The 22564-nt window shown below is 63.9% G+C and carries 25 protein-coding genes; 16 read left to right on the top strand and 9 right to left on the bottom strand.

The genetic code is table 11. The annotated features are described in order from the left end of the window. The first annotated feature begins 97 nt into the window (after nucleotides 1–97). The 5 genes from tatB to surE all read left to right on the top strand — a co-directional run bounded on the left by tatB (nucleotide 98) and on the right by surE (nucleotide 4080). Nucleotides 98–637, top strand: a complete 540-nt coding sequence (gene tatB, locus FIU28_RS15385) for a Sec-independent protein translocase protein TatB (protein ID WP_143574108.1) — start codon at nucleotides 98–100, stop codon at nucleotides 635–637. Further along, on the top strand, nucleotides 634–1443 hold the full coding sequence (tatC, locus tag FIU28_RS15380) for a twin-arginine translocase subunit TatC (RefSeq protein ID WP_143574107.1): 810 nt from the start codon (nucleotides 634–636) through the stop codon (nucleotides 1441–1443). The genes tatB and tatC overlap by 4 nt, the downstream gene beginning before the upstream one ends. A 62-nt stretch (nucleotides 1444–1505) precedes the next feature. Beyond that, nucleotides 1506–1796, top strand: coding sequence for a hypothetical protein (locus FIU28_RS15375; protein ID WP_143574106.1), 291 nt, complete (start codon nucleotides 1506–1508; stop codon nucleotides 1794–1796). Between the two features lie 78 nt (nucleotides 1797–1874). Then, nucleotides 1875–3308, top strand: coding sequence for a serine--tRNA ligase (gene serS, locus FIU28_RS15370; protein ID WP_143574105.1), 1434 nt, complete (start codon nucleotides 1875–1877; stop codon nucleotides 3306–3308). Nucleotides 3309–3312: 4 nt separating this feature from the next. Continuing rightward, a complete protein-coding gene (gene surE, locus FIU28_RS15365; protein WP_143574104.1) occupies nucleotides 3313–4080 on the top strand; it encodes a 5'/3'-nucleotidase SurE in 768 nt (255 codons plus the stop codon). A gap of 165 nt (nucleotides 4081–4245) precedes the next feature. Here the strand turns inward: surE and FIU28_RS15360 are convergent, their stop codons facing one another. Further along, nucleotides 4246–4623: a response regulator gene (locus FIU28_RS15360; RefSeq protein ID WP_143574103.1), complete on the bottom strand. Its 378-nt coding sequence runs from the start codon at nucleotides 4621–4623 to the stop codon at nucleotides 4246–4248. A 271-nt stretch (nucleotides 4624–4894) separates the two neighbouring features. On the opposite strand from FIU28_RS15360, the gene FIU28_RS15355 reads away from it, so the two are divergent. Next, on the top strand, nucleotides 4895–5545 hold the full coding sequence (locus FIU28_RS15355; RefSeq protein WP_143574102.1) for a protein-L-isoaspartate(D-aspartate) O-methyltransferase: 651 nt from the start codon (nucleotides 4895–4897) through the stop codon (nucleotides 5543–5545). A gap of 108 nt (nucleotides 5546–5653) precedes the next feature. Then, nucleotides 5654–7084 carry a LysM peptidoglycan-binding domain-containing M23 family metallopeptidase gene (locus FIU28_RS15350; protein WP_143574101.1) on the top strand — a complete coding sequence of 477 codons (1431 nt, stop codon included), beginning with the start codon at nucleotides 5654–5656 and terminating at the stop codon, nucleotides 7082–7084. A 159-nt stretch (nucleotides 7085–7243) separates the two neighbouring features. On the opposite strand, the gene FIU28_RS15345 is transcribed toward FIU28_RS15350, so the two are convergent. Further along, nucleotides 7244–8227, bottom strand: a complete 984-nt coding sequence (locus FIU28_RS15345; protein WP_143574100.1) for an ATP-binding protein — start codon at nucleotides 8225–8227, stop codon at nucleotides 7244–7246. Nucleotides 8228–8426: 199 nt separating this feature from the next. On the opposite strand from FIU28_RS15345, the gene yajC reads away from it, so the two are divergent. The 5 genes from yajC to FIU28_RS15320 all read left to right on the top strand — a co-directional run bounded on the left by yajC (nucleotide 8427) and on the right by FIU28_RS15320 (nucleotide 12726). Next, nucleotides 8427–8810, top strand: coding sequence for a preprotein translocase subunit YajC (gene yajC, locus FIU28_RS15340; RefSeq protein WP_143574099.1), 384 nt, complete (start codon nucleotides 8427–8429; stop codon nucleotides 8808–8810). A 62-nt stretch (nucleotides 8811–8872) separates the two neighbouring features. Next, entirely contained in the window at nucleotides 8873–10471 is a 1599-nt protein-coding gene (secD, locus tag FIU28_RS15335; RefSeq protein WP_143574098.1) for a protein translocase subunit SecD, read from the top strand. A gap of 25 nt (nucleotides 10472–10496) precedes the next feature. Then, nucleotides 10497–11492, top strand: coding sequence for a protein translocase subunit SecF (gene secF, locus FIU28_RS15330; RefSeq protein ID WP_143576212.1), 996 nt, complete (start codon nucleotides 10497–10499; stop codon nucleotides 11490–11492). Between the two features lie 2 nt (nucleotides 11493–11494). Further along, nucleotides 11495–11878: an Mth938-like domain-containing protein gene (locus tag FIU28_RS15325; RefSeq protein WP_143574097.1), complete on the top strand. Its 384-nt coding sequence runs from the start codon at nucleotides 11495–11497 to the stop codon at nucleotides 11876–11878. After that, complete coding sequence (locus FIU28_RS15320) at nucleotides 11875–12726, top strand: phytoene/squalene synthase family protein (protein ID WP_143574096.1); 852 nt, start codon at nucleotides 11875–11877, stop codon at nucleotides 12724–12726. The genes FIU28_RS15325 and FIU28_RS15320 overlap by 4 nt, the downstream gene beginning before the upstream one ends. Nucleotides 12727–12888: 162 nt before the next feature. Here the strand turns inward: FIU28_RS15320 and FIU28_RS15315 are convergent, their stop codons facing one another. The 4 genes from FIU28_RS15315 to FIU28_RS15300 all read right to left on the bottom strand — a co-directional run bounded on the left by FIU28_RS15315 (nucleotide 12889) and on the right by FIU28_RS15300 (nucleotide 17049). Next, the gene (locus FIU28_RS15315; RefSeq protein ID WP_143574095.1) at nucleotides 12889–13977 is read right to left on the bottom strand and encodes a serine/threonine protein kinase; all 1089 of its coding nucleotides are present in this window, start codon (nucleotides 13975–13977) and stop codon (nucleotides 12889–12891) included. 27 nt (nucleotides 13978–14004) lie between these two features. Continuing rightward, the gene (gene trmFO / locus FIU28_RS15310; protein WP_143574094.1) at nucleotides 14005–15441 is read right to left on the bottom strand and encodes a methylenetetrahydrofolate--tRNA-(uracil(54)-C(5))-methyltransferase (FADH(2)-oxidizing) TrmFO; all 1437 of its coding nucleotides are present in this window, start codon (nucleotides 15439–15441) and stop codon (nucleotides 14005–14007) included. Between the two features lie 136 nt (nucleotides 15442–15577). Then, a complete protein-coding gene (locus FIU28_RS15305) occupies nucleotides 15578–15730 on the bottom strand; it encodes a DUF1127 domain-containing protein (RefSeq protein WP_143574093.1) in 153 nt (50 codons plus the stop codon). Between the two features lie 413 nt (nucleotides 15731–16143). Next, nucleotides 16144–17049 (bottom strand): DUF2189 domain-containing protein, encoded by a 906-nt coding sequence (locus tag FIU28_RS15300; protein WP_143574092.1) that lies wholly within the window; start codon nucleotides 17047–17049, stop codon nucleotides 16144–16146. A gap of 322 nt (nucleotides 17050–17371) precedes the next feature. On the opposite strand from FIU28_RS15300, the gene FIU28_RS15295 reads away from it, so the two are divergent. Continuing rightward, nucleotides 17372–17770, top strand: a complete 399-nt coding sequence (locus FIU28_RS15295) for a DUF3597 domain-containing protein (protein ID WP_143574091.1) — start codon at nucleotides 17372–17374, stop codon at nucleotides 17768–17770. 90 nt (nucleotides 17771–17860) lie between these two features. Beyond that, on the top strand, nucleotides 17861–18655 hold the full coding sequence (locus FIU28_RS15290) for a fumarylacetoacetate hydrolase family protein (RefSeq protein ID WP_143574090.1): 795 nt from the start codon (nucleotides 17861–17863) through the stop codon (nucleotides 18653–18655). Nucleotides 18656–18784: 129 nt separating this feature from the next. Here FIU28_RS15290 and FIU28_RS15285 read toward each other — a convergent pair whose 3' ends face one another. Further along, nucleotides 18785–19072, bottom strand: a complete 288-nt coding sequence (locus FIU28_RS15285) for a GNAT family N-acetyltransferase (protein ID WP_143574089.1) — start codon at nucleotides 19070–19072, stop codon at nucleotides 18785–18787. Nucleotides 19073–19255: 183 nt separating this feature from the next. Here FIU28_RS15285 and FIU28_RS26485 point away from each other — a divergent pair, with 183 nt between their 5' ends. After that, the gene (locus FIU28_RS26485) at nucleotides 19256–19393 is read left to right on the top strand and encodes a hypothetical protein (protein WP_168202959.1); all 138 of its coding nucleotides are present in this window, start codon (nucleotides 19256–19258) and stop codon (nucleotides 19391–19393) included. Between the two features lie 64 nt (nucleotides 19394–19457). Here FIU28_RS26485 and FIU28_RS15280 read toward each other — a convergent pair whose 3' ends face one another. Continuing rightward, nucleotides 19458–20930, bottom strand: coding sequence for a DASS family sodium-coupled anion symporter (locus tag FIU28_RS15280; protein ID WP_143574088.1), 1473 nt, complete (start codon nucleotides 20928–20930; stop codon nucleotides 19458–19460). A 719-nt stretch (nucleotides 20931–21649) separates the two neighbouring features. Further along, on the bottom strand, nucleotides 21650–21871 hold the full coding sequence (locus FIU28_RS15275) for a hypothetical protein (RefSeq protein WP_143574087.1): 222 nt from the start codon (nucleotides 21869–21871) through the stop codon (nucleotides 21650–21652). A gap of 81 nt (nucleotides 21872–21952) precedes the next feature. On the opposite strand from FIU28_RS15275, the gene FIU28_RS15270 reads away from it, so the two are divergent. Then, nucleotides 21953–22168, top strand: coding sequence for a DUF433 domain-containing protein (locus FIU28_RS15270; protein WP_143574086.1), 216 nt, complete (start codon nucleotides 21953–21955; stop codon nucleotides 22166–22168). Nucleotides 22169–22564: the final 396 nt, after the last annotated feature.

Below are 22564 nucleotides of genomic sequence, written 5' to 3'. Positions count from 1 at the left end.
TGGCTGCCTGTTGCAGCGGGCTGCCCGTTGCAGCCGGATCGCGCCGGACCTATGAAAGGGACGCGGGACGCCTCGTCTCGCGTGAGCGGAAGAATTCATGTTCGACATCGGGTGGAGTGAACTGGTCGTCATCGCGGTGGTCGCGCTGATCGCCATCGGCCCGAAGGAATTGCCCGGCGTGCTGCGCATGGTCGGGCAGTGGATGGGCAAGGCGCGCAAGATGGCGTCCGAGTTCCAGGGCCAGTTCAACGAGGCGATGCGCGAAGCCGAGATGGAAGACGTCAAGAAGGCGTTCGACGACATCAAGGACACCGCCTCCGGTTTTACCAAGACCAACATTCTGACCTCGCTGACCAAGGACGTCAGCGACGCCATGACGATCGACAAGATCGAGAATATCGATACGCCGCCGGTCATGCCCACCACGCCGGAGCTGCCGACGGCGGAGACCTTCGTCGAGGCCGAGGCACACAATCCGCAGATGGAGCCGCTGGCGATCACCTCGGAAGTGCAGGCCGCCGCTATCGAACCGCCGGTTGCTGCCATGCCCGCGGTCCAAACGTCTGCCAGCGACGTCGCCGCTGTCCAGCCCGAAACGGCCAACCCCGACGTGTTGAAGGACGCGAGAGCGTCATGAGCGCGGAAGACATCGAAGCCTCGAAGGCGCCGTTGATGGATCACCTGATCGAGCTGCGTTCGCGGCTGATCAAGGCGCTGCTGGCCTTCGCCATCGCGTTCATCTTCTGCTTCTTCTTCGCCAAGCAGATCTACAATGTGCTGGTGTGGCCGTTCGTCTGGGTAGCCGGTCCCGAGAATTCGAAGTTCATCTACACCGCGCTGCTGGAATATTTTTTGACCCAGCTGAAGCTCGCGATGTTCGGCGCCGGCTTCATCTCCTTCCCGATCATCGCGGCGCAGGTCTACATGTTCGTGGCGCCCGGGCTCTACAAGCACGAGCGCGGCGCCTTCGTGCCCTATCTGATTGCGACGCCGTTCTTCTTCGCGGCCGGCTCGTTGCTGGTATATTTCATGGTGCTGCCGATGCTGATCCGGTTCTCGCTGGGCATGCAGCAGACCGGCAGCAGCGACACCGCACAGATCGCGCTGTTGCCCAAGGTCGGCGAATATCTGTCGCTGATGATGTCGCTGATCTTCGCCTTCGGCATCGCGTTCCAGTTGCCGGTGATTTTGACGCTACTCGGCCGCATCGGCGTGCTGACGTCGCAGCAATTGAAGGACAAGCGCCGCTATTTCATCGTCATCGCCTTCGTCATCGCCGCAGTGCTGACCCCGCCCGACGTCATCAGCCAGGCCTCCTTGGCGATCCCGCTGATGATCCTGTACGAGGGCTCGATCATCGCGGTGAAGATCGTCGAGCGGAATGCCAAGAAGGCCGCGGCGAAGGCGGCGGGTGCGGGCACGGACGTGACTCCGGCGGAGTAGTCGGTTGCATCTTTAGGTTGCGTTTCGTAATCTGCCGGGTAGGTAGGCGGCGGGAGGTGACCTTGGCATGGGCTTTTGATACACTCGGTTACTCAAAGCGGCTGCGGGATGCCGGCGTGCAAACCAATCACGCCGAGGCCCACGCGGAAGCGACGCGGGATTTCGTCATGACCGAATTGGTGACAAAAACCGACCTGCTTGTCGCCATGTCGGATTTCGACGCAAGATTGCTGGCCACCCGGAACGATCTTCAAGCAGCGATAGAGAAATCCGCGCTGCAGGTAACGATACGTCTAGGCGGTATTGTCGCTTTGGGCGTCGGCCTTTTGGCGGCCTTGCAACGCATTCACTGATGGCTTGTCCCGCCATTTGATGTTCCCAATCACCGGCGTTCGGGGTACTCAGGGCCACGTTTGCCCAGGACCCCCGCCATGCACGACATCAAATCGATCCGCGACAAACCCGAGGCCTTTGACGCCGCACTGAAGCGGCGCGGGCTGGCGCCGCTGGCTGCGTCGCTGCTGGCGATCGACGAGACCCGGCGCACGGCGATCCTGGCGTCCGAACTGGCGCAGGCGCGGCGCAATGCGGCCTCCAAGGAAATTGGTGACGCCAAGAAGAACAAGGACGACGCCCGCGCCAACGCGTTGATGGCCGAGGTCACCGAACTCAAGACCACGATGCCGGCCATGGACGCCGCGGCGAAGGCGGCTGAGGAGCAACTCAAGACCGCGTTGGCCGAGATCCCGAACCTGCCGCTCGCCGAAGTGCCCGAAGGTAGCGACGAGCACGGCAACGTCGTGCATCACCATTTCGGCGCCAAGCGCAGCTACGCCTTCGCGCCGAAGCCGCATTACGATCTCGGCGAAGCCATGGGCTTCATGGACTTCGAAGCCGCCGCCAAACTCAGCGGCGCGCGCTTCGTCGTGCTGAAGAGCGGGCTGGCGCGGCTAGAGCGCGCGCTTGGCCAGTTCATGCTCGACCTGCACACCAATGACCATGGCTACATGGAAGTGAACCCGCCAATGCTGGTGCGGGACGACGCAATGTTTGGCACGGCGCAGCTACCAAAATTCAGCAATGACCAATTTCGTGTCGAAACTGAAGAAGTGCAGCGCAAGCACGCCTACAAAACTTTTGAGCAGGATAAGACGGCCATTCTTGATTACGTTGAAAAGAACGGTATCGAAGCTGCAAAAATAGAGCGCTTGGAGATCGGAGATTTTGTGTATGACCACAATCCCGATCGAATGTGGCTCATCCCCACCGCCGAAGTCCCGCTGACCAACCTCGTCCGCGAATCCATTCTCGACGAAAAAGAACTGCCGCTGCGCATGACCGCGCTGACCCAGTGCTTCCGCGCCGAGGCCGGCGCCGCCGGACGCGATACGCGCGGCATGATCCGGCAGCACCAGTTCACCAAGGTCGAACTGGTCTCGATCACCACGCCGGACAAGTCGAGCGAAGAGCACGAGCGCATGCTGTCCTGCGCCGAGGAAGTGCTGCGCCGGCTCGACCTGCATTACCGCGTGATGACGTTGTGCACCGGCGACATGGGCTTCGCCTCGCAAAAGACCTACGACATCGAAGTATGGATGCCCGGGCAGGGCGAGGGCGGCGCCTATCGCGAGATCTCGTCGTGCTCGGTGTGCGGCGACTTTCAGGCCCGCCGCATGGACGCGCGCTACCGCGCTGCCGACGGCAGACCGCGCTTCGTCCACACGCTGAACGGCTCCGGCACCGCGGTCGGCCGCGCGCTCATTGCCGTGATGGAAACCTACCAGCAGGAAGACGGCTCGATCGTCGTCCCCGACGTGCTGCAGCCCTATATGGGCGGACTCAAAGTAATTGGAAAAGGCATCTGAGCGCATGCGAATTCTCTGCACCAATGACGACGGCATTCACGCGCCCGGCCTGAAGATCCTCGAACAGATCGCCAAGGAACTGTCCGACGACGTCTGGGTGGTGGCCCCCGAGATGGACCAGTCCGGCGTCTCGCATTCGCTGTCGCTGAACGATCCGCTGCGGCTGCGCGAGATCGGCCCGCGGCACTTTGCGGTGCGGGGCACGCCTACCGATTGCGTCATCATGGGCGCGCGCCACATCCTCTTGGACAAGCAGCCCGACCTGGTGCTGTCCGGCGTCAACAAGGGCCGCAACGTCGCCGAGGACGTGGTCTATTCCGGCACCATCGCTGGCGCCCTGGAAGGCACCATTCTCGGCTTTCCCTCGGTCGCGCTGTCGCAGGAATTTTCCATGGAAACCCGCCACGCGCCGCTGTGGGATACCGCGCTGAAATTCGGGCCCGACGTGTTGCGCAAGGTGATTGCGGCCGGCGTGCCGAAGAACACGGTGATCAACGTCAACTTCCCGGCCTGCGCGGCCGATGACGTGCAGGGCGTCCGCGTCACGCGGCAGGGCAAGCGCAACCAGGGTTTCCTGCGCGTCGATGAGCGCAAGGATGGCCGCGGCAATCCGTATTTCTGGATCGGCTTCGAGCGCATCGCGGTGGTCGACATGCCGGCGGAAGGCACCGACCTGGCCGCGCTCGCGGCGAAGTACGTCTCTGTCACGCCGCTGCGGCTCGACCGTACGGACGAGGCCTTTTCCGAAGCGCTGACGGCGGCGATGAAGTAGGGCTGCTACGGCGTTTGCGGCGCATCCTTCGAGCCCGTCGCTTCGCGACGGCGCCTCAGGATGACGGCGGAGTTTGTTGCGACGGGTCTCGTCTTGCTGTCCCGCCCGCCGCCGTCATCCTGAGGTGCTCGCCCGCAGGGCGAGCCTCGAAGGATGGATGTTCAGCTAAACCGCCACGCCCTTCAGCGTATCCGCCAGCACCTGCGCCAGCGTTTCCATCTGGAACGGCTTCTGCAAGGTCGGGCGGTCGCGGAATTCTTCTGGCAGGCCCTGCGCGCCGTAACCGGTGGCGAAGATGAAGGGACGGCCGCGCGACTGCAGCACCTCGGCGACGGGTGAAATCACCTTGCCGTTGACGTTGACGTCGAGGATCGCGATGTCGAACTCGGTCGAGCCGGCCAGGCGAATGGCCTCGTTGATCTCGCCGGCCTCGGCCGCCACGCTGTAGCCGAGCTCCTCGAGCATGTCGGCAACCATCATCCGGATCATTACCTCGTCCTCGACGAGGAAAACTGATCCGCCCGGCGGTTTGGTGGCAGTCATGGCCGGCTTCCTTACTCGATTATCGAATCAAAATAGCAGATCGCAGTTCCGAAGCCAGCCGCCGGCGGGGGCGCCTTGCGAGAACGGCTGCCTGGCTCGGATCCGCCCGGAACCATGGGCAATGGAGGCCCTTCGCAAGATAACACCCCGTTACGGCTTCGGACAGCGAAACGGAAGAATAAATCGTGAACTGGCTTACCGTGTTCTGAAGAATTGCGTCAATCTATCTGCGCTAGGTTGCGCGCTCGAATTTGCGTTGCGTGAGGCTGCCATGATCACCGTCGGACATCCGCCCGAACAAATGATGTTCCAGCTCAGCCTGCGGCGGCGCGGCATCAGTGACCGGAGCGTGTTGCGGGCCATGGAGGCCGTGCCGCGCGACCAGTTCGTCGCCGCCACCGACCGGGAACACGCTTGGCAGGACACCGCTCTGGCGATCGCCTGCGGCCAGACCATCAGTCAGCCCTTCGTGGTCGCCTACATGACCGAACAGTTGCAGGCGCAGCCGGAACACCGCGTGCTGGAAATCGGCACCGGCTCGGGCTACCAGGCCGCGATCCTGTCGAAGCTCGCCCGCGACGTGCTGAGCATCGAGCGGTACCGAACCCTGGCGGATTCCGCCCGCGCCCGGCTGGAGCGCCTCGACCTGCACAATGTCGAAGTCATGCTGGGCGACGGCTATGCGGTGCCGGCCAGTGTCGGCTCGTTCGACCGCATCATCGTGACGGCTGCGATGGAGGAGGTGCCCGACGCGCTGCTCGGCCGGCTCGAGCCGGAAGGCATCTTGATCGCACCGGTCGGCCCGCAGGCCGGCGTGCAGACGTTGATCCGCTATCGCAAGACCGGCGACTTGTATGAGCGCAGGGCCCTGGTCGATGTGCGCTTTGTACCGGCGTTGAAGGGCGTTGCGCGCGAGATGTGAAAAAGTTCAGCGCACCGCCGGCTTCCTGCCCGCAGGGTTAAAGGCTTGGTAATACCGACAGTGTTTATTCAAAAGAGTGATTTTTTGTTGCGTATGAGTGAGTAACCCATGTCCAGCGTTGTCGAGTTGCTTTGCTCCCGCCGGGCCCCGCAGGTCGCGGTGCTGGCGCTGATGTCGATCGGTTTTGCCGGCTGCAGCGCCGACATGCAGACGCGGTTGTCGCAGAATCCCTCTTTTGAGCCCGGCCAGTCGCGCGGTTTTGGCTGGCAGGGTGATACCACCGGTTCGGTATCGCAGCCGCGTCAGCAGGCACAGCCGCCGGCGCCGCGCGAGATGCCGCAGTACCAGCGCCCGGCCTACAACCCGCCGCCGACCTATCAATCCTCCGCGCTGCCGCCGCCGATCGCGGCGCCGCAGTCCTATCCGTCCACCCCCGTCGCATCCGCCCAGCCGGTGACCGGCGGCGGCCGCGGGATGGGCTCCTACACGCCGCCTGCCGCGCCGATCGAGACCACGGCCTCGGTCGCGCCGCGCTCGGTGGCGGCGACCAATGGCCAGGCCCGCGACGGCGGTACCAAGATCATCGTCGGCACCTCCGATACGCTGGAGACGCTGGCGCGTCGCTACAACGTGTCGTCGGCTGCGATCCTGCAGGCCAATGGCTACAAGGGGCCGCGCGCGCTGTCGCCGGGCCAGAGCCTGGTGATTCCACGTCAGGGCACTCCGGCCGTGGCCGCCGTGCCCGCCGCTCCGGCGCGTCCGGTGGCGATCGCCGCTGCCGCGCCCGCACCGGCCGCCGCTTCGGTTCACTTCGTCAATCGCGGCGATACGTTGATGAGCATTTCCCGTCGCACCAATGTGCCGGTCGCCGATCTGGCCCGCGCCAATGGCCTGGCGCCGAATGCCGGCCTGAAGCTCGGCAGCAAGATCACGGTGCCCGCCGCTACCCGGGTTGCTGGCGCACCGCCGGCGCCGCTCGGCGCGACGGCTCCTGCCGCCGTGGCCGCAGCCCCCGCCGGCACGGTGGTGTCCGCGCCCGCGACCCGCGTCGCCACCAATGAACCCGTGCAGAAGGCCCGTCTCGCCCAGACCTCCACGACCCCCGAGGAAGTCGCCGCACCGGAATCCCCGGTCAAGGCGGCGGATGCCACCGGCGCGCTGCCGACCTTCCGCTGGCCGGTGCGCGGCCGTGTCGTCACCGCCTACGGCGCCAAGACCAACGGCAAGGCCAATGATGGCATCAACGTCGCGGTGCCCGAGGGCACGCCCGTGAAGGCCGCCGAAGACGGCGTCGTCGCTTACTCCGGCAACGAACTGAAGGGCTATGGCAATCTGGTTCTGGTTCGCCATTCCAACGGCTATGTCACCGCCTACGCCCATGCCAGCGAGCTGATGGTCAAGCGCGGCGAAACCATCAAGCGCGGCCAGGTGATCGCCAAGTCCGGCCAGTCCGGCGAAGTGAGCTCGCCGCAGCTCCACTTCGAGATCCGCAAGGGCTCCTCGCCGGTCGATCCGAACCAGTTCCTCAGCGGTGGCTAGGCAAGCTGAACTATACAACGCAAAATGCCCGGCTCACGCCCGGCATTTTTTGTAGCCCGGATGATAATCCGGGGCCGGCTCGTCCACGTCCATACTGTTCCCGGATTGCGTCAGCGCGCCGTGCTACGCACGGCTCGCTGACTTCATCCAGGCTACAAGTTACTTCCCCGCCAGCCGCACGCCCATCCGGCCGGCCAGTTCCTGCGTGAACTGCCAGGCGACGCGGCCGGAGCGCGAGCCGCGCGTCGTCGACCATTCCAGCGCCTCGCGCTGCAATTCGTCGGCATCGAGCTTGATGCCAAAATGGCTGCAATAGCCGCGCACCATGTCGAGATATTCGTCCTGGCTGCATTTGTGGAAGCCGAGCCACAGCCCGAAGCGGTCCGACAGCGAGACCTTCTCTTCGACCGCCTCGCCGGGATTGATCGCTGTGGAGCGTTCGTTCTCGACCATCTCGCGCGCCAGCAGATGGCGGCGGTTCGAGGTCGCATACAGGATGACATTGTCCGGCCGGCCCTCGATACCACCCTCCAGCACCGCCTTCAGCGATTTGTAGGAGGCGTCGTTGCCGTCGAACGACAGGTCGTCGCAGAACACGATGAAGTAGAAGTCCGAGGCGCGGATCTGCGCCATCAAGGCCGGCAGGCTTTCGATGTCCTCGCGGTGGATCTCGACCAGCTTGAGCCGGCCATCGACGCCCTTCATGGCGTTGACGCGGGCATGTGCGGCCTTGACCAGCGAGGACTTGCCCATGCCGCGCGCGCCCCACAACAGCGCGTTGTTGGCGGGCAGGCCGGTGGCGAAGCGTTCGGTGTTCTCGATCAGCATGTCGCGCATCCGGTCGATGCCGTGCAGCAGGCCGATGTCGACGCGGCTGACCTTCGGCACCGGGGCAAGGCGGCCGTCGGGGTGCCAGACGAAGGCGTCGGCACGCTTCAGCGAATCGGCATTGTCGAATTTGGGGGAGGCAGCGGCCATGCCGGCGGCGATCGCTTCCAGCGCCCGGGCGATACGCTCGTCCATCGCCGGCGCTTTGGCGGCACGGGGACGTTTTGCCGCGGCGGCCTTGCGGGCCGGGGCAGGACGCTTCGGAGAGGGCTTGGCAACCCGGCGTGGGGCGGTTTTAGCGGGTTTTTTGGACATTTTGGTCCTTCCTGTCGGGGCACCCATAACGAGCCCGGCGGCCCGCCGCAAGCGCTTCAAATGTGAGGCAAATCAGCGCCGGGCGACGTTGCAATTGGGGCCGCGGTGGTTATAGTCCGCGCGAATTTGCCAAACTGGCCGAACGCCGCTGCGTCGCCGGTTTTTCCCATGTTTTCAGGTTTTCACGAGGAATACCCCGATGTTCATTACCCCTGCGTTTGCCCAGGCTGCAGCCGCCGGTGGCGATACCGGTTCGATGCTGATGTCGCTGCTGCCGTTCGCGCTGATCTTCGTGATCATGTATTTCCTGATTCTGCGCCCGCAGCAGAAGAAGGTGAAGGACCACGCCGAGCTGGTGAAGAACATCCGCCGCGGCGATACCATCGTCACCTCCGGCGGTATGGTCGGTAAGGTCACCAAGGTCGTCGACGACGAGCAGATCGAGTTCGAGATTTCCGACGGCGTCCGCGTCCGCCAGATGCGGACCATGATCGCCGGCGTCCGCACCAAGGGCGAGCCGGCCAAGGACAAGGCCGAGAAGGCCGACATCAAGGCCGTCAAGGACGACAGCACCGCGAGCTGATGCGTTCCAGCGAGCTAACGCTGCGCGCGTCGCCATCTCACCGAATCTGACGGGTCAACTCGATGTTGTATTTCACGCGGTGGAAGGCGCTGGCGGTCATTCTCACGGCGCTGGCGGTCTGCCTGTGCGCGGTTCCGAACTTCTTTCCGGAGTCCCAGGTCAAGACCTGGCCGAAATGGGCGCAACGCCATCTGGTGCTCGGGCTCGATCTGCAGGGCGGCTCGCATATCCTGCTCGAGGTCGATTCCAATTCGGTCAAGAAGGACAAGCTCGATCAGGTTCGCGATGATACCCGCCGCACGCTGCGCGAAGCCCGCATCGTCTATACCGGCCTGAGCGCGCGTAATGATTCCGTCGAAGTCCGCATCACCAAGGAAAACGAAGTCCAGACCGCGCTGACCAAGCTGCGCGAGCTGTCGCAGCCGCTCGGCGGCCTGCTGGGCTCCAACGGCCAGCGCAGCCTCGAAGTGTCCGACGCCGGCGGCGGCCTGATCCGGCTGACCGTGCCGCCCGCCGCGATCGCCGACCGCGTCCGCCAGTCGGTCGAACAGTCGATCCAGATCGTCGAGCGCCGCGTCAACGAGCTCGGCACCGTCGAGCCCCTGATCCAGCGCCAGGGCGCCGATCGTATCCTGGTTCAGGTCCCCGGCCTGCAGGATCCGACCCGGCTGAAAGAACTGCTCGGCAAGACCGCGAAGCTCGATTTCCGCATGGTCGATTCCAACATACCGGCCGATCAGGCGCAGGGCAGGGTGCCGCCGGATTCCGACCTGTTGATGAGTTCGCAGTCGCCGAAGGTGCCCTATGTCGTCAAGAAGGAGGTGCTGGTGTCCGGCGCCGATCTCGTCGACGCGCAGCCCGGCTTCGACCAGCGCTCCAACGAGCCGATCGTGTCGTTCCGCTTCAACTCATCCGGCGCGCGCAAGTTTTCCGACGCGACCGTGAAGAACGTCGGCCAGCCCTTCGCCATCGTGCTCGACAACGAGGTAGTGTCGGCTCCCGTCATTCGCGAACCGATCACCGGCGGCTCCGGCCAGATCTCCGGCTCGTTCACCGTGCAGCAGGCCAACGACCTCTCGATCCTGCTGCGCGCGGGCGCGCTGCCGGCGCCGCTCACCATCATCGAGGAGCGCACCGTCGGTCCCGGCCTCGGCGCCGACTCGATCGCCAAAGGCGAACTCGCGGCCTATGTAGGCTCTATCCTCGTCATCATCTTCATGCTGCTGACCTATCGTTTGTTCGGCCTGTTCGCCAACATCGCGGTGGCCATCAATGTCGCGATGATTTTTGGCGTGCTGTCTTTGCTGAATGCGACGCTGACCTTGCCCGGCATCGCCGGCATCGTGCTGACCGTCGGCATCGCGGTGGATTCCAACGTGCTGATCTATGAGCGCATCCGCGAGGAACTGCGCGGCGGCCGCACCGCGATCTCGGCGATCGACGCCGGCTTCAAGCGCGCGCTGTCGACCATTCTGGATTCCAACATCACCACCTTCATCGCCGCCGCGGTGCTGTTCTACATCGGAACCGGTCCGGTGCGCGGCTTCGCCGTGACGCTCGGCATCGGCATCCTCACCACGGTCTTTACTGCCTTCACCGTCACCCGCCTGATTGTGGCGACCTGGGTGCGATGGAAGCGGCCGACCAGCGTGCCGATTTGAGATTGCGGAGCTCGCTGTGACACAAATGGTTCTTTACGGCCTTGGGGCCCTCATCGTCGTTCTCAGCATCGTCGCTGCGATGGACTGGTTGCCGGCTTTGCGTATCGTCCCTGACGATACCAAGTTCGACTTCACGCGCTTTCGCCGGATCTCGTTTCCGATCTCGGCGCTGCTGTCGATCCTCGCCATCGTGCTGTTCTTCACGCACGGGCTGAACTTCGGCATCGACTTCAAGGGCGGCACGCTGCTGGAAGTGCAGGCCAAGTCCGGCACCGCCGACATCCCGGCGATGCGCTCCACGCTGGCTGCGCTCAACCTCGGCGAAGTGCAGATCCAACAATTCGGCGGCCCCGCCGACGTGCTGATCCGCGTCGCCGAGCAGCCCGGCGGCGACGCCGCGCAGCAGCAAGCGGTGCAGAAGCTGCGCGCCGCCTTCGGCGACAGCGTCGAATACCGCCGCGTCGAAGTCGTCGGCCCGCGTGTTTCCAGCGAATTGCTGGCCTATGGCATGCTCGGCCTGATGGTCGCGATCCTCGGCATTCTCGTCTATCTCTGGTTCCGCTTCGAATGGCAGTTCGCGCTCGGCGCGATGATCGCTAACGTCCACGACATCGTGCTGACGATCGGCTTCATGTCGATCAGTCAGGTCGAGTTCGATCTCACCTCGATTGCGGCGCTGCTGACGATTCTCGGCTATTCGCTGAACGACACCGTCGTCATCTATGACCGTATCCGTGAAATGCTGCGGCGCTACAAGAAGATGCCGATGCCCGACCTGCTCAACGAGTCGATCAATTCGACGCTGTCGCGCTCGATCATCACCCACGTCACGGTGACGCTGGCGCTGCTGGCTCTGCTGCTGTTCGGCGGCAACGCGATCCACTCGTTCACGGCCGTGATGATGTTCGGCGTCGTGCTGGTCGGCACCTACACCTCGATCTTCATCGCGGCGCCGATCCTGATCTATCTCGGCGTCGGTGAAAAGCGTGACACCGCGCCGGACACTCCGAAGAAGAAGTAGCCATGCCGGTCCCGCCCGAAGCGCCGCATCTGCCGCGATCTGCCGCGATCGACGGCTATGGCCGGGGCGGGTTCGAGTTCGACACCATGTCGCATGTTGGCTCGCTGCTGTGCCTGCCGGATGCGATCTGGGCATGGGGGGTGACCCGAGCGACCGACATCGACCGCGCCTCGCTGAAGCGCGTGTTCGAGAATGCAGCCTCCATCGACACGCTGATCATCGGCACCGGCAACGAGGTGTGGATCGTGCCGCGCGACCTGCGCGAGGCGCTGCGCAACGTCCATGTCGTGATCGACGCGATGCAGACCGGACCTGCGATCCGCACCTATAATGTGATGATGGGCGAGCGCCGCCGCGTTGCCGCGGCTTTGATCGCGGTGCCATGAGCGCCGACAGCGATTCCGCCGCGTTCTGCGCGCAACTGGTGCGCAGCCAGGATTTCGAACGATACGCCGCGACCTTGTTCGTGCTGGCCGAACACCGCCGTTCATTGCTGGCGCTGTACGCCTTCAACGCGGAAGTGTCCCGGATTCATGAACATGTCAGCCAGCCCCTGCCGGGCGAGATCCGGCTGCAATGGTGGACCGACATGCTGGCCGGCGCCGGCCATGGCGACGTCGAGAGCAACCCGGTTGCCGCCGAACTGCTGCTGGCGATCCGCGCTCATGAATTGCCTGTCGATCGGCTCACGAAGCTTGTCCAAGCCCATGTGTTCGATCTCTACAACGATCCCATGCCAGACCTTGCGGTGCTGGAGAGCCACATCAACGACACGTCATCGACGCTGCTGGCGCTGGAGGCGCGCATTCTCGGGCACCATTCGGACGCCATCGAGCAGGCCGCCGACCATGGTGGCCTGGCGCAGGGCGTGGTCCGGCTGATCGCCACGTTGCCCTATGATTCCGCACGACGGCTGATGTTCATCCCGCAAGACATGCTGATCCGGAACGGCGGCAGCGCCGAGGAAGTCTATGCCGGAAAACTCACGCCGCCGATCCGCGCCACGCTGGACCAGTTGATCTCAGGCGCGCAGGCGCAACTGGCCACGGCGATGGCGCTGTTGCCGGCGATGCCGGCCGAGGCGCGCCGCGCCTTCCTGCCGCTGGCGCTGGTGGCGCGCGATCTCAAGCGGGTCAGCGTCGCCGGGCACGATCCGTTCGTGCTGAACGTGCCGTCGCGGCTGCGCACGCTGTGGACGTTGTGGCGGGCGTCGCTGTCGAAGGTGTTTTCGTAAGTCTCGACGGTTTACTAATCTATCCGCCGTCATTGCGAGGAGCGAAGCGACGAAGCAATCCAGCTCTCGCCGAGCTTGCCGCTCTGGATTGCCGCGTCGCTTCGCTAAGGGGAAAGCCATAGGCTTTCCTTGACCTCGCAATGACGGCTGATAGGTCTTAGCTTACGCCGTCGGCGTCTCGAAATTGAACCGGTCGCGCAGGTTCTTCCGCGATTCCAGGATGCCTTTCAGGAACATCCGATCCGCGTCCGAGGTCATCAACGGCTCGATCAGGTCGAGCTGGTTCATTGCCACCAGTTGCAGGATCTCGGTGCGGATATTTCCCGCCGCATCGCGCGGCAGCGCGGACACCACCTGCAGATGCTCCGGCGGCTTCGGGCCTTTGGCGGATACCAGCGACGCCTGCAGCGGCGCCTCCAGTGCGACATCGTCGGCCTCGACGAAGGCATACAGCCCGACGCCACTGCGGCGATCGGCGAAGGCCACGATCGACACGTCGCGTACCGCGGGATGGCGGCGGATCAGCTCGGCGAGCGGCGGGGCGTCGTTGACCAGGCGGCGGCCGCCGCCTTCACGGTCGGTGAAGTTGAAGATGCCGCGCGTGATGCCGCGATAGACCTTCTTGCCGGTCATCAGCCAGATCCGTGCGAAGCCGGATTTCTTCGCCAGAACCTTCTTCTCGCTCGGCGTCAGCAACTCCGGCGCGTAGGAGCGCTTGTGCTTCAAGAGATGGCGCAGGTCCTCATAGGCGGCGATGCGGAACAGCCGGGAGCGCGACTTGAAGCAGACCGCGAGCTGGAAGTCGGTGACATAGGCCAGGCCATCGGTGCCGCGCAGCCAGTTCTGTTCTTTCGCCAGATCATTGTGGCAGACGCCCATACGGTGCAGCTTGCGCAGCGCGAGTTTCGCGGATTTGAAATAGCGCGCGTCGCCATAGGGCTTGGCGAGATGCAGCGCGACGCCGTCGATGAAGCCCCGCACCAGCGCCTGCTCGCCGGCCCACAGCAATTCCGGTCCGACACGGAGATCGCGGGCCAGCGTCAGCGCGCGGCGCTCGCGCGTGAACAGATGCTGGGCGACGACATAGGACCACCACGGCACCTGGTCGAGCCGGCGCAGCACCGCGTCGACCTCGCTGCCGTTGGCGCGGTAGCGTCCGCGCTCGACGGTCGAGAACACGTCGCGCTTTAGCAGCACGCCTTCGGTCCAGTGGGCGGACAGCGCGGCGGCGTCCTGTTTCGGCAAACTCATGACTCGGTCCTGAATGTGATGCGCGCGTTACGCGGCGGCAGCGCGGGCGGGCAGGTGGGCGGCTATCCAGCCGTCCATGTCGGCCAGGGCGCGCGCGCTCATCGCCTGCTTCTTGGCGACGGTCTTCTCGTTGCCGCGCAATCTGCCGCCTTCGGCGTTTCGGGTCGGCGCCTGCGCCAGCGGCGGGAACAGGCCGAAATTGATGTTCATCGGCTGGAACGAGCGCGGACCGGCATCGATGGTCTCGATATGGCCGCCGGTGATGTGGCCGAGCAGCGAACCCAGCGCCGTGGTCGGCGGCGGTGGTGCGAGCGAGGTGCCGCGCGCTTCGGCCGCAGCATAGAGCCCGGCAATCAGCCCGACGCTGGCGGATTCGACATAGCCTTCGCAGCCGGTCATCTGGCCGGCAAAGCGCAGCCGCGGCAGCGCACGCAGCCGCAGCGTCTCATCGAGCAGCTTTGGCGAATTCAGGAAGGTGTTGCGATGCAGGCCGCCGAGCCGCGCGAACTCCGCGTTCTGCAGGCCGGGAATCATCCGCAGCACGTCCATCTGCGCGCCGTATTTCAGCTTGGTCTGGAATCCGACGATGTTGTAGAGCGTGCCGAGCTTGTTGTCCTGGCGCAGCTGCACGATGGCATAGGCCTTCACGGTGGGGTCGCGCGGATTGGTCAGGCCGACCGGCTTCATCGGGCCGTGGCGCAGCGTCTCGCGGCCGCGCTCCGCCATCACCTCGATCGGCAGGCAGCCGTCGAAATAGGGCGTATTCTTTTCCCATTCCTTGAAGTCGGTCTTTTCGCCGGACAACAGCGCGTCGATGAAGGCTTCGTACTGGTCGCGGGTCATTGGGCAATTAATGTAGTCGGCACCGGTGCCGCCGGGCCCGACCTTGTCGTAGCGCGACTGGAACCAGGCGGTTTCCATGTCGATGGAATCCTTGTGGACGATCGGTGCAATCGCATCGAAGAACGCCAGCGCGTCCTGATCGGTGACGCCGCGAATCGCCTCGGCCAATGGTGCGGAGGTCAGCGGGCCCGTGGCGATGATGACGTTGCCCCACTCGGCGGGCGGCAGGCCGTCGATCTCGGTGCGGTCGATGGTGATGAGGGGATGTTCGGTGAGCGCACGGGTGACGGCGTCGGAAAAGGCGTTGCGGTCCACCGCCAGCGCGCCGCCGGCGGGCACCTGGTTGGCGTCGGCACAGCTCATGATCAGCGAGCCAAGCCGGCGCATTTCAGCGTGCAGCAGGCCGACCGCATTGTTCAGTGCGTCGTCGGAGCGGAATGAATTCGAACAGACCAGTTCGGCCAGACCCTGCGTGAGGTGGGCCTCGGTCATCCGGTGCGGCCGCATCTCGTGCAGCACGACGCGAATGCCGGCGTTGGCGACCTGCCACGCCGCTTCAGAACCGGCAAGGCCGGCGCCAATGATGTGAACGTGGTCGCTATGGTTCAGGGCTGTTGTCATGGCCCCGCATGTAGCGCGTTTTGCCGCGAAGTGGAATCCGCTTCGTCACCGGCAAGGGGGTTGTCCGTATCCTTGATGGCTTCACGAGAGCGTCCGCAATAAGCGGGCGCTGGTCGTGAGGCATCAAAGCGGCGGATTAGCCCTGGTAGGCGCCGGAAGCGACGCGCCGAATTTCGGAACGGTCGAGACCGATGTCGGACAGTTCACGATCGCTGAGTTGCGACAGCTCGGCCACGTTGCGCTGATAGTCACGAAACGCCTGGATCATACGGATGAAAGAAACGAGCATCTTGCTCTCCTGCAGTGTGGCGGTTCATCTCTTGAACCACCGTCGTCGTTGAAATGAATATAGATGATCATCCGCTGTTTAGCAGTCGGAATGTTGCGGTGCAGCTAGGCGTATGTTGCATAGCTCGCGCAAGGGATGATTAACCTATTGGCGCAGTGCCCGGAGTATGACGCTTCGCTGCGCAAAAAAATAACATCGGCTGGAAAAGCCGAGTTAGTTAGTCGATTAAATGATCGTGTCGTTGAAAGAGCCGCGAATCCGGCGGCGCCGCCGCTTCGAATTGGGGCGCGCGGCGCCTCCTGTTGCCGGCGGAAGGCAAACGAAATCGGAACTCTGCTACGATGAGATATGCGAAATTCACATGGTCAATTTAAAATGATTCTCAATTCAGTTTATCTGCCAGGCGGCCAAACCTAATTATCGTCGCGGCGCCACTGGAACAGCGACACCGGGAAATCCGCCGCCGAACGCTTGATCTTCACGCGCGGCGGGATCACCGGCGCCTCGGGATTTCGCTCGACCACCTTGCGGTACAGATGCCAGGTGGCGTGGCCGAGCAGCGGCACCACCACCGCCAGCCCGAGGAACAGCGGCAGCGAGCCCAGCACCAGCAGCACCGCGACGATCATCCCCCACATCGCCATCGTCGCCGGATTGGCCGCCACCGCGCGTAGCGACGTGGTGATGGCGTCAGCAACGCTGGCGTGGCGATCGAGCATCAACGGAAACGACACGACACTGACGCACAGCGCCGCCAGCGCAAACAGGAAGCCGGTGCCGCAGCCGAGCGCGATCAGCGTCCAGCCCTGCGGGGTCGTCAACACCTGCGAGACGAAGTCCGGGATCCCCGATGCCGGCGCATGGCCGAAGGTCGCGACATAGATCGCCTGCGCGGTCGCGATCCAGGTCACGAACAGCACCAGCAACATCGCGCCCAGGCCCAGCATGGCGCCGAACGAGGGGGAGCGCAGCACGTCGAGCGCATGGCCGGCGGAGGGCGTGTCGCCGATCTCGCGGCGGCGGCTGAGTTCGTAGAGGCCGAGGGCGGCGAACGGACCGATCAGCGCAAAGCCGGCAGCGAGCGGAAACAGCAGCGGCAGGATCGAATAGCCGAGCACGGCGCGCGCCAGCACCAGGCCGACCAGCGGATAGATCAGGCACAGCATGATGGCGTGGCTGGGCACCGCCTTGAAATCCTCCCAGCCGAGCCGCAGGGCGTCGATCAGGTCGGCCGAGGTGAGGCGGTGGATGGCGGGACCGATGGCGTCCGCGTGGCGTCGGGCATATTGGGTGGCATTGCCGGGATAGGGTTGGACCATGACGTGACTCCCTGTGCGCGCCCTCGTTGCGGGGCCGCTGTCGGATTCGTCACGATCAAACCAGACGCGAGAGCAAGGTTTGCCGCGACCTGTGCGGGAAGCCTACGCCAATCTGCAGCCGACGCCGCTCACGCTTCAGTGAGCGCGGCCGACCGCGCTGCAGCAATACCTTGCCGTCACAGCGACGCAACGCAGGCGTCGCATTGGCAGGCGACGATAGTAGCGCTAAAATCACTGCAGGTCGGCGATTGGCCGACCGGCCGGGAACCATCCGCCACGCAAGTTCTTCAATTAGTCCATTAAGTCTACTGGGAGCGACAATATGAGCATTTTCGGAAAAATCATGGGCGCCATCTTCGGCACCAGTGCCAGCGCGACGCCGGGCTCCACGCCAGCCACGAACTCCGCGCCGGCTCCCGGTTCGGCCCCTGCGGGCGCCGCGCCCGGACCTGGGTCGGCTGACAGCGTCGATGTCGCCGCCATCCTCGACAAGGCCGTCGCCGCCAAGGGTGAGAAGCTGGAATGGAAGACCTCGATCGTCGACCTGATGAAGGCGCTCGACATCGATTCCAGCCTCACCGCGCGCAAGGAGCTCGCCAAGGAGCTCGGCTACACTGGGGACACCAATGATTCCGCGACGATGAACATCTGGCTGCACAAGCAGATGATGGCCAAGCTTGCCGCCAATGGCGGCAAGCTGCCGGCTGATATCAAGCACTAAGCCTGGTTGCACGATTGCCGAAAGGCCCGCGCTCGCGCGGGCCTTTTTCGTGATAGGAACCATCAAGCCATAAAAATACGGAGGACGACCATGGACCGCATCGACCGCAGGACGATTCTGACCACCGGGACGCTGGCACTGGCGGGTGTTGCCGCCGCACAAGGCTCATCCGCCCACGCTCAGGCCGGGCCGAAAAGCATTTTTGCTGTCGATGCCGTCACCATTCCGATCGTCGGGGAGAGCGACGTGTTTCCGGTGCGCCGGATCTATTGCATCGGCCGCAACTATGCAGCGCATTCGCGCGAGATGGGATCGGACCCGACGCGCGAGCCGCCGTTCTTCTTCCAGAAGCCCACCGACGCCATCCAGAACGTCAAGGTCGGTGAGGTCGCCGATCATCCCTATCCCTCGTTGACCAAGAACTATCATTACGAAGTCGAGCTGGTGGCGGCGCTGAAATCCGGCGGCACCAACATTCCCGTCGAGAAGGCGCTCGATCATGTCTATGGCTACGCGCTCGGCCTAGACATGACCCGCCGCGACCTGCAGCGCGCGATGGGCGACGAGAAGAAGCCGTGGGAGATCGGCAAGAGTTTCGACCACGCCGCGGTGCTGGGGCCGATCCATTCGGTGAGCAAGACCGGCCACTTCGCCAAGGGCGCGATCTCGCTTTCGGTCAACGGCACGGTGAAGCAGAATTCCGACCTCGACAAGATGATCTGGAGCGTCGCCGAGCAGATCGCCAAACTGTCCGAAGCCTTCGAGCTGAAGGCCGGCGACATCATCTATTCCGGCACGCCGGAGAATGTCGGGCCCGTCGTGAAAGGCGACGTGTTGCTGTGCAAGCTGCAGGGCCTGCCGGACATGTCGATCAAGATCGTGTGAAAAACACTGTCGTTCCGGGGCGCGAGCGCATCAGCGCGAGCGAACCCGGAACCTCGAACTGTTCAGCACGCTCTCATATCGGGATTCCGGGTTCGCTCGGGCGGTGCCCTCGCGCCCCGGAATGACAAATCAGCCCACCAGATCCGAAACTTCCGGATGCTGCTCAAGATAATCCACTACGAACGAACAGCCGGCGACCACCTTGAAGCCGTCCGCGCGGATCAGCACCAGCGCGCCCTTGACCAGCTCTGAAGCAATGCCGCGGCCGCGCAGCGACGGCGGCGTCTCGGTGTGGGTGATGACGACACGGTCGCCGGCCAGGCGATAATCCGCAAAAGCGACCGCGCCATCAATCTCGAGTTCGAAGCGCGAGCGGGCCTTGTCGTAGCGGACGTTGGCGGCGAGGGCGTCGGTCATGCTGTATTCCTTGGAGCAGGTAACGTGAAGGCGGTATGTCCGTCCCTTAGAGATCGGAATACCGGCCGGACTTTACAAGATTGCCCGCGCGCCACCCGGCCATGCTAGGATGCCGCATCGCGCGCCGGTCCACCGGCGCGTTTTCATTTCAGGGCTTGTGCCCGCACCTGTCTGGATTTCGCCATGAGCAACGCGCCCAATCAAAAAGGCCCCAACACCAAGAAGAAGCAGAAGTGCAAGAATTGCGAGGGCAAGGGCCTGCTGAAGAAGGGCGACAAGGTGCTGAAGTGCCAGCGTTGTCACGGCACGGGATTGAGGTAGGCGGATGCGTTTCTTCCCTCCACCGCGCGCAGCTACGCTGCGCTCGGCGGAGGGAAGCAGGCGCTCACATATAGCCGAGCAGCTTCCACCAGACGCCGCCGACCAGCACCAGGATGGTGAGGTTGACCACGCTCATCACCCAGCCAGCGATCCACCATTCGTTGAGGGTGACATAGCCGGAGCCGAAGATGATCGGCGCGGTGCCGGTGGCGTAATGCGTCAGCGACATGTTCAGCGAGGACGAGAACGACAGCAGCAGGCCGAGCAGCAAGGGCGGCGCGCCCAGCGCGATGCCGGCGGCGAAGAAGGCGGCGAACATCGCCGTGACATGCGCCGTGGTGCTGGCGAAGAAGTAATGCGCGTAGAAATAGACGATCACGAGGATCGCGGCCGAGGCCTTCCAGTCCAGCCCCATACGGGTGATGCCGCCCTGGATCGACACCGAGAACCAGGTGGTCAGGCCGAGCTTGCCGAGGAAGGTCGCCATCATCACCAACGCGGCGAACCACACCAGCGTGTCCCAGGCGCTCTTCGCCTTCAGAATGTCTTCCCATTCCAGCACGCCGGTGATCAGCAGGATCGCGAGGCCGGCAAAGGCCGTGGTGGTGGGATCGAGGCCGAAGCCGGGGCCGAGCAGCCAGGCGGGCACGCCGGCCCACACCGCAAGCATCAGGACCAGCACGCCGAGCGTGACGATCTCCGGCGTCTGCATCGGGCCGAGCTTGTCGAGTTCGGCGCGCGCCATCGTGCGCGCGGCCGGCGTCTCCTTGATCTCCGGCGGATAGAGATAGAACAGCACGATCGGCATCACCAGCATCATCACCAGGCAGGGCAGCAGCGCGGCGAGCGCCCACTGGCTCCAGGTGATCGAGACAGCGGAGCCGGTGGCCTGCGCGATCAGCGCGACGCAGAGCGGGTTCGGCGCGGTGGCGGTGATGAACATCGCCGACGAGATCGGATTGGCGTTGTAATTGACCAGCGCCAGATAGCGGCCGATCGTTTTCTCCGTGCCCTTCTCGGGGCTGGAGCCGAAGCTGTCGGCGATCGAGCGCATGATCGGATGGATGATGGCGCCGCCGCGCGCGGTGTTGGACGGCGTGACCGGCGCGATCACCAGTTCTGAGGCGACCAGACCATAGGCGACGCCGAGCGTCTTCTTGCCGAGCAGCATGACGAAATAGAAGCCGATGCGGCGGCCGAGCCCGGTCTTGGTGACGGCCAGCGCCACCATCACCGCGATCACGATCAGCCAGATCAGCGGATTGGCGAAGCCCGACAGCGCGTCGGCCAGGGCGGCTACCGGCTTGCCGGGATTGGTGACGCCGGTGATTGCGACCAGCGCGATGGCCAGGATCGACAGCGCGCCGAGCGGCATCGCCTTGCCTATGATGGCGACAATGGTGCCGACGAACAGCGCCAGCAGGTGCCAGGCATTGGGCGAGACGCCGGCCGGCACCGGAATGACGAACCAGATCAGCAGCGTCACCGCAAGCACCACGGCGGAGGGCATGAGCTTGGGAAGCTTGAGACTTTGCATCGGATCCTCGAAAGCGCAGAACGGTCGCGTTCGAGACGGGAATCCCCGGATCAGTCACGGCCATGGATGCCGATGGTCTAGCGGAGAAGGGGAGAGGCCAACGTGATCTACCGCAATGCGGGAAGGGGTTGATCACTTAGGAGGAATGCGCGTTGGGCTGGTGGTGCGGAGCGCCTGCACGGGGGCGTACAGGTTAGTCGCTCGCTGACGTGTCGCGCCAGATCTGCGCGCGCTCGCGTCGCACGAATTTCCTCTTCAACTGTCAAACAGCCAGCCGCTCGCGTTCTCGCGACGCCAGGCGCCCGAGGTGTGCGGCAGTTTCCCCCCTTGAACCCACGAGGGGAGGCAGCGCGCCGACAGGCGCGGGGTGGTGGATGGGGCGCGATCCGCCTCACGACGAACCGCGGCGCCTGTCAGCGCGCCACCGCGGTGATTTTGGGCCGGGGGACCGTGCTTCCGGGGACTTGGTTCCAGGCGGTTTCCCGCCGTTCTCCTATCCCACGTCCAGCCGACAAAGAGCGGCAGAGCCCCGTAGTGGGCCCGGACGGTGACCTCCAGCCTCCCGGGGCGTGCTTGCGAGGCACACGCGCGGGACACCGCATCCTGCTCCGCTACCAAGACGCCTCATGACAGCGCCCCCTCGCGAACAAGACGATCGGCTTATAATCCTATATAAGAATAACGTCAATGTATTTGTGCGGGCATCGTGCACGTTGACCCTATGCCGAGATCGGCTTCAGCTCAAACAGACGAGCATATTTTGCAGCTTCGGGGATGTCGTTTCGACGCAGGGCCGAACGAACTGCATCCAGCTTCTTCGCGTCATTGGCGGACATCGTTGGCGACCAGCTCTCGTCGCTGTAATGGAATTCGATTTCCACTTCGGCCGCATACTTGCCTTCGTGAATGAGCTCCGTGTGTTTCCGCGTTTCTCGATCCATTGGACCTTGCCAATCTGGACGGGGCCGGGCCGTTATGCTGACAGTCCGCCCGCAATCCGCTATGCATATCTAGGGTGGGCCATGTCAGAGCTTTTGACAAGAATTACAACTGATCCCGACCTGATGCATGGCCGTTCGTGTATCAGAGGTCTGCGCATCACTGTTTCGGACGTGCTGCATCTGTTGTCCGCCGGGCAGTCCCGCGATGACATCCTGCTCGACTACCCCTATCTCGAAGCAGAGGATATCGACGCTGTCCTGGCGTTTGCAGCGCGTCGGCCAAAGCCGCTTGCGTAGGGCGGATTAGGCGAAGCCGTAATCCGCCGCTGATGATGGCGGATTACGGCTTCGCCTAATCTGCCCTACGGGCTTGCGTGATCCAGAACCATCCGAACCGCACGGGCCCGGACCTCGGGTGAAAACTTGTTTGTCGTCTTGCTTGTCATGGCTCCATCCTCTCAGAAGTTGGAGCCTCCGATCAACCCGGGGCGGTTCAGAGGCAGATAAGAGCCGTCTCGCTCGGGCCACAAACATGCGGCTTCGCTAATTGCCATGCGCCATAAACGCAAATCACCCAAAAGAACCGACGAACCGATCCACTTCGTAATCGACCAAAGCTCTCGAAAAATTCGGCGGATTCCGCTCCGAAGTCTATCCATAGGCAAAATGCTCAGCAGTGAGAGGCCGGCTCAG

It is taken from the genome of Tardiphaga sp. vice154, from assembly GCF_007018645.1.
Lineage (GTDB): Bacteria > Pseudomonadota > Alphaproteobacteria > Rhizobiales > Xanthobacteraceae > Tardiphaga.
The sequence above is the reverse complement of the archived record's forward strand: the minus strand, read 5'-3'. Positions and strand labels throughout refer to the sequence as shown.

Excerpts from the sequence above, each read along its gene's own strand:
- tatB (WP_143574108.1), top strand. The coding sequence starts at position 98 with ATGTTCGACATCGGGTGGAGTGAACTGGTCGTCATCGCGGTGGTCGCG.
- tatC (WP_143574107.1), top strand. The coding sequence starts at position 634 with ATGAGCGCGGAAGACATCGAAGCCTCGAAGGCGCCGTTGATGGATCAC.
- serS (WP_143574105.1), top strand. The coding sequence starts at position 1,875 with ATGCACGACATCAAATCGATCCGCGACAAACCCGAGGCCTTTGACGCC.
- surE (WP_143574104.1), top strand. The coding sequence starts at position 3,313 with ATGCGAATTCTCTGCACCAATGACGACGGCATTCACGCGCCCGGCCTG.
- FIU28_RS15360 (WP_143574103.1), bottom strand. The coding sequence starts at position 4,623 with ATGACTGCCACCAAACCGCCGGGCGGATCAGTTTTCCTCGTCGAGGAC.
- FIU28_RS15355 (WP_143574102.1), top strand. The coding sequence starts at position 4,895 with ATGATCACCGTCGGACATCCGCCCGAACAAATGATGTTCCAGCTCAGC.
- FIU28_RS15350 (WP_143574101.1), top strand. The coding sequence starts at position 5,654 with ATGTCCAGCGTTGTCGAGTTGCTTTGCTCCCGCCGGGCCCCGCAGGTC.
- FIU28_RS15345 (WP_143574100.1), bottom strand. The coding sequence starts at position 8,227 with ATGTCCAAAAAACCCGCTAAAACCGCCCCACGCCGGGTTGCCAAGCCC.
- yajC (WP_143574099.1), top strand. The coding sequence starts at position 8,427 with ATGTTCATTACCCCTGCGTTTGCCCAGGCTGCAGCCGCCGGTGGCGAT.
- secD (WP_143574098.1), top strand. The coding sequence starts at position 8,873 with ATGTTGTATTTCACGCGGTGGAAGGCGCTGGCGGTCATTCTCACGGCG.
- secF (WP_143576212.1), top strand. The coding sequence starts at position 10,497 with ATGGTTCTTTACGGCCTTGGGGCCCTCATCGTCGTTCTCAGCATCGTC.
- FIU28_RS15325 (WP_143574097.1), top strand. The coding sequence starts at position 11,495 with ATGCCGGTCCCGCCCGAAGCGCCGCATCTGCCGCGATCTGCCGCGATC.
- FIU28_RS15320 (WP_143574096.1), top strand. The coding sequence starts at position 11,875 with ATGAGCGCCGACAGCGATTCCGCCGCGTTCTGCGCGCAACTGGTGCGC.
- FIU28_RS15315 (WP_143574095.1), bottom strand. The coding sequence starts at position 13,977 with ATGAGTTTGCCGAAACAGGACGCCGCCGCGCTGTCCGCCCACTGGACC.
- trmFO (WP_143574094.1), bottom strand. The coding sequence starts at position 15,441 with ATGACAACAGCCCTGAACCATAGCGACCACGTTCACATCATTGGCGCC.
- FIU28_RS15305 (WP_143574093.1), bottom strand. The coding sequence starts at position 15,730 with ATGCTCGTTTCTTTCATCCGTATGATCCAGGCGTTTCGTGACTATCAG.
- FIU28_RS15300 (WP_143574092.1), bottom strand. The coding sequence starts at position 17,049 with ATGGTCCAACCCTATCCCGGCAATGCCACCCAATATGCCCGACGCCAC.
- FIU28_RS15295 (WP_143574091.1), top strand. The coding sequence starts at position 17,372 with ATGAGCATTTTCGGAAAAATCATGGGCGCCATCTTCGGCACCAGTGCC.
- FIU28_RS15290 (WP_143574090.1), top strand. The coding sequence starts at position 17,861 with ATGGACCGCATCGACCGCAGGACGATTCTGACCACCGGGACGCTGGCA.
- FIU28_RS15285 (WP_143574089.1), bottom strand. The coding sequence starts at position 19,072 with ATGACCGACGCCCTCGCCGCCAACGTCCGCTACGACAAGGCCCGCTCG.
- FIU28_RS26485 (WP_168202959.1), top strand. The coding sequence starts at position 19,256 with ATGAGCAACGCGCCCAATCAAAAAGGCCCCAACACCAAGAAGAAGCAG.
- FIU28_RS15280 (WP_143574088.1), bottom strand. The coding sequence starts at position 20,930 with ATGCAAAGTCTCAAGCTTCCCAAGCTCATGCCCTCCGCCGTGGTGCTT.
- FIU28_RS15275 (WP_143574087.1), bottom strand. The coding sequence starts at position 21,871 with ATGGATCGAGAAACGCGGAAACACACGGAGCTCATTCACGAAGGCAAG.
- FIU28_RS15270 (WP_143574086.1), top strand. The coding sequence starts at position 21,953 with ATGTCAGAGCTTTTGACAAGAATTACAACTGATCCCGACCTGATGCAT.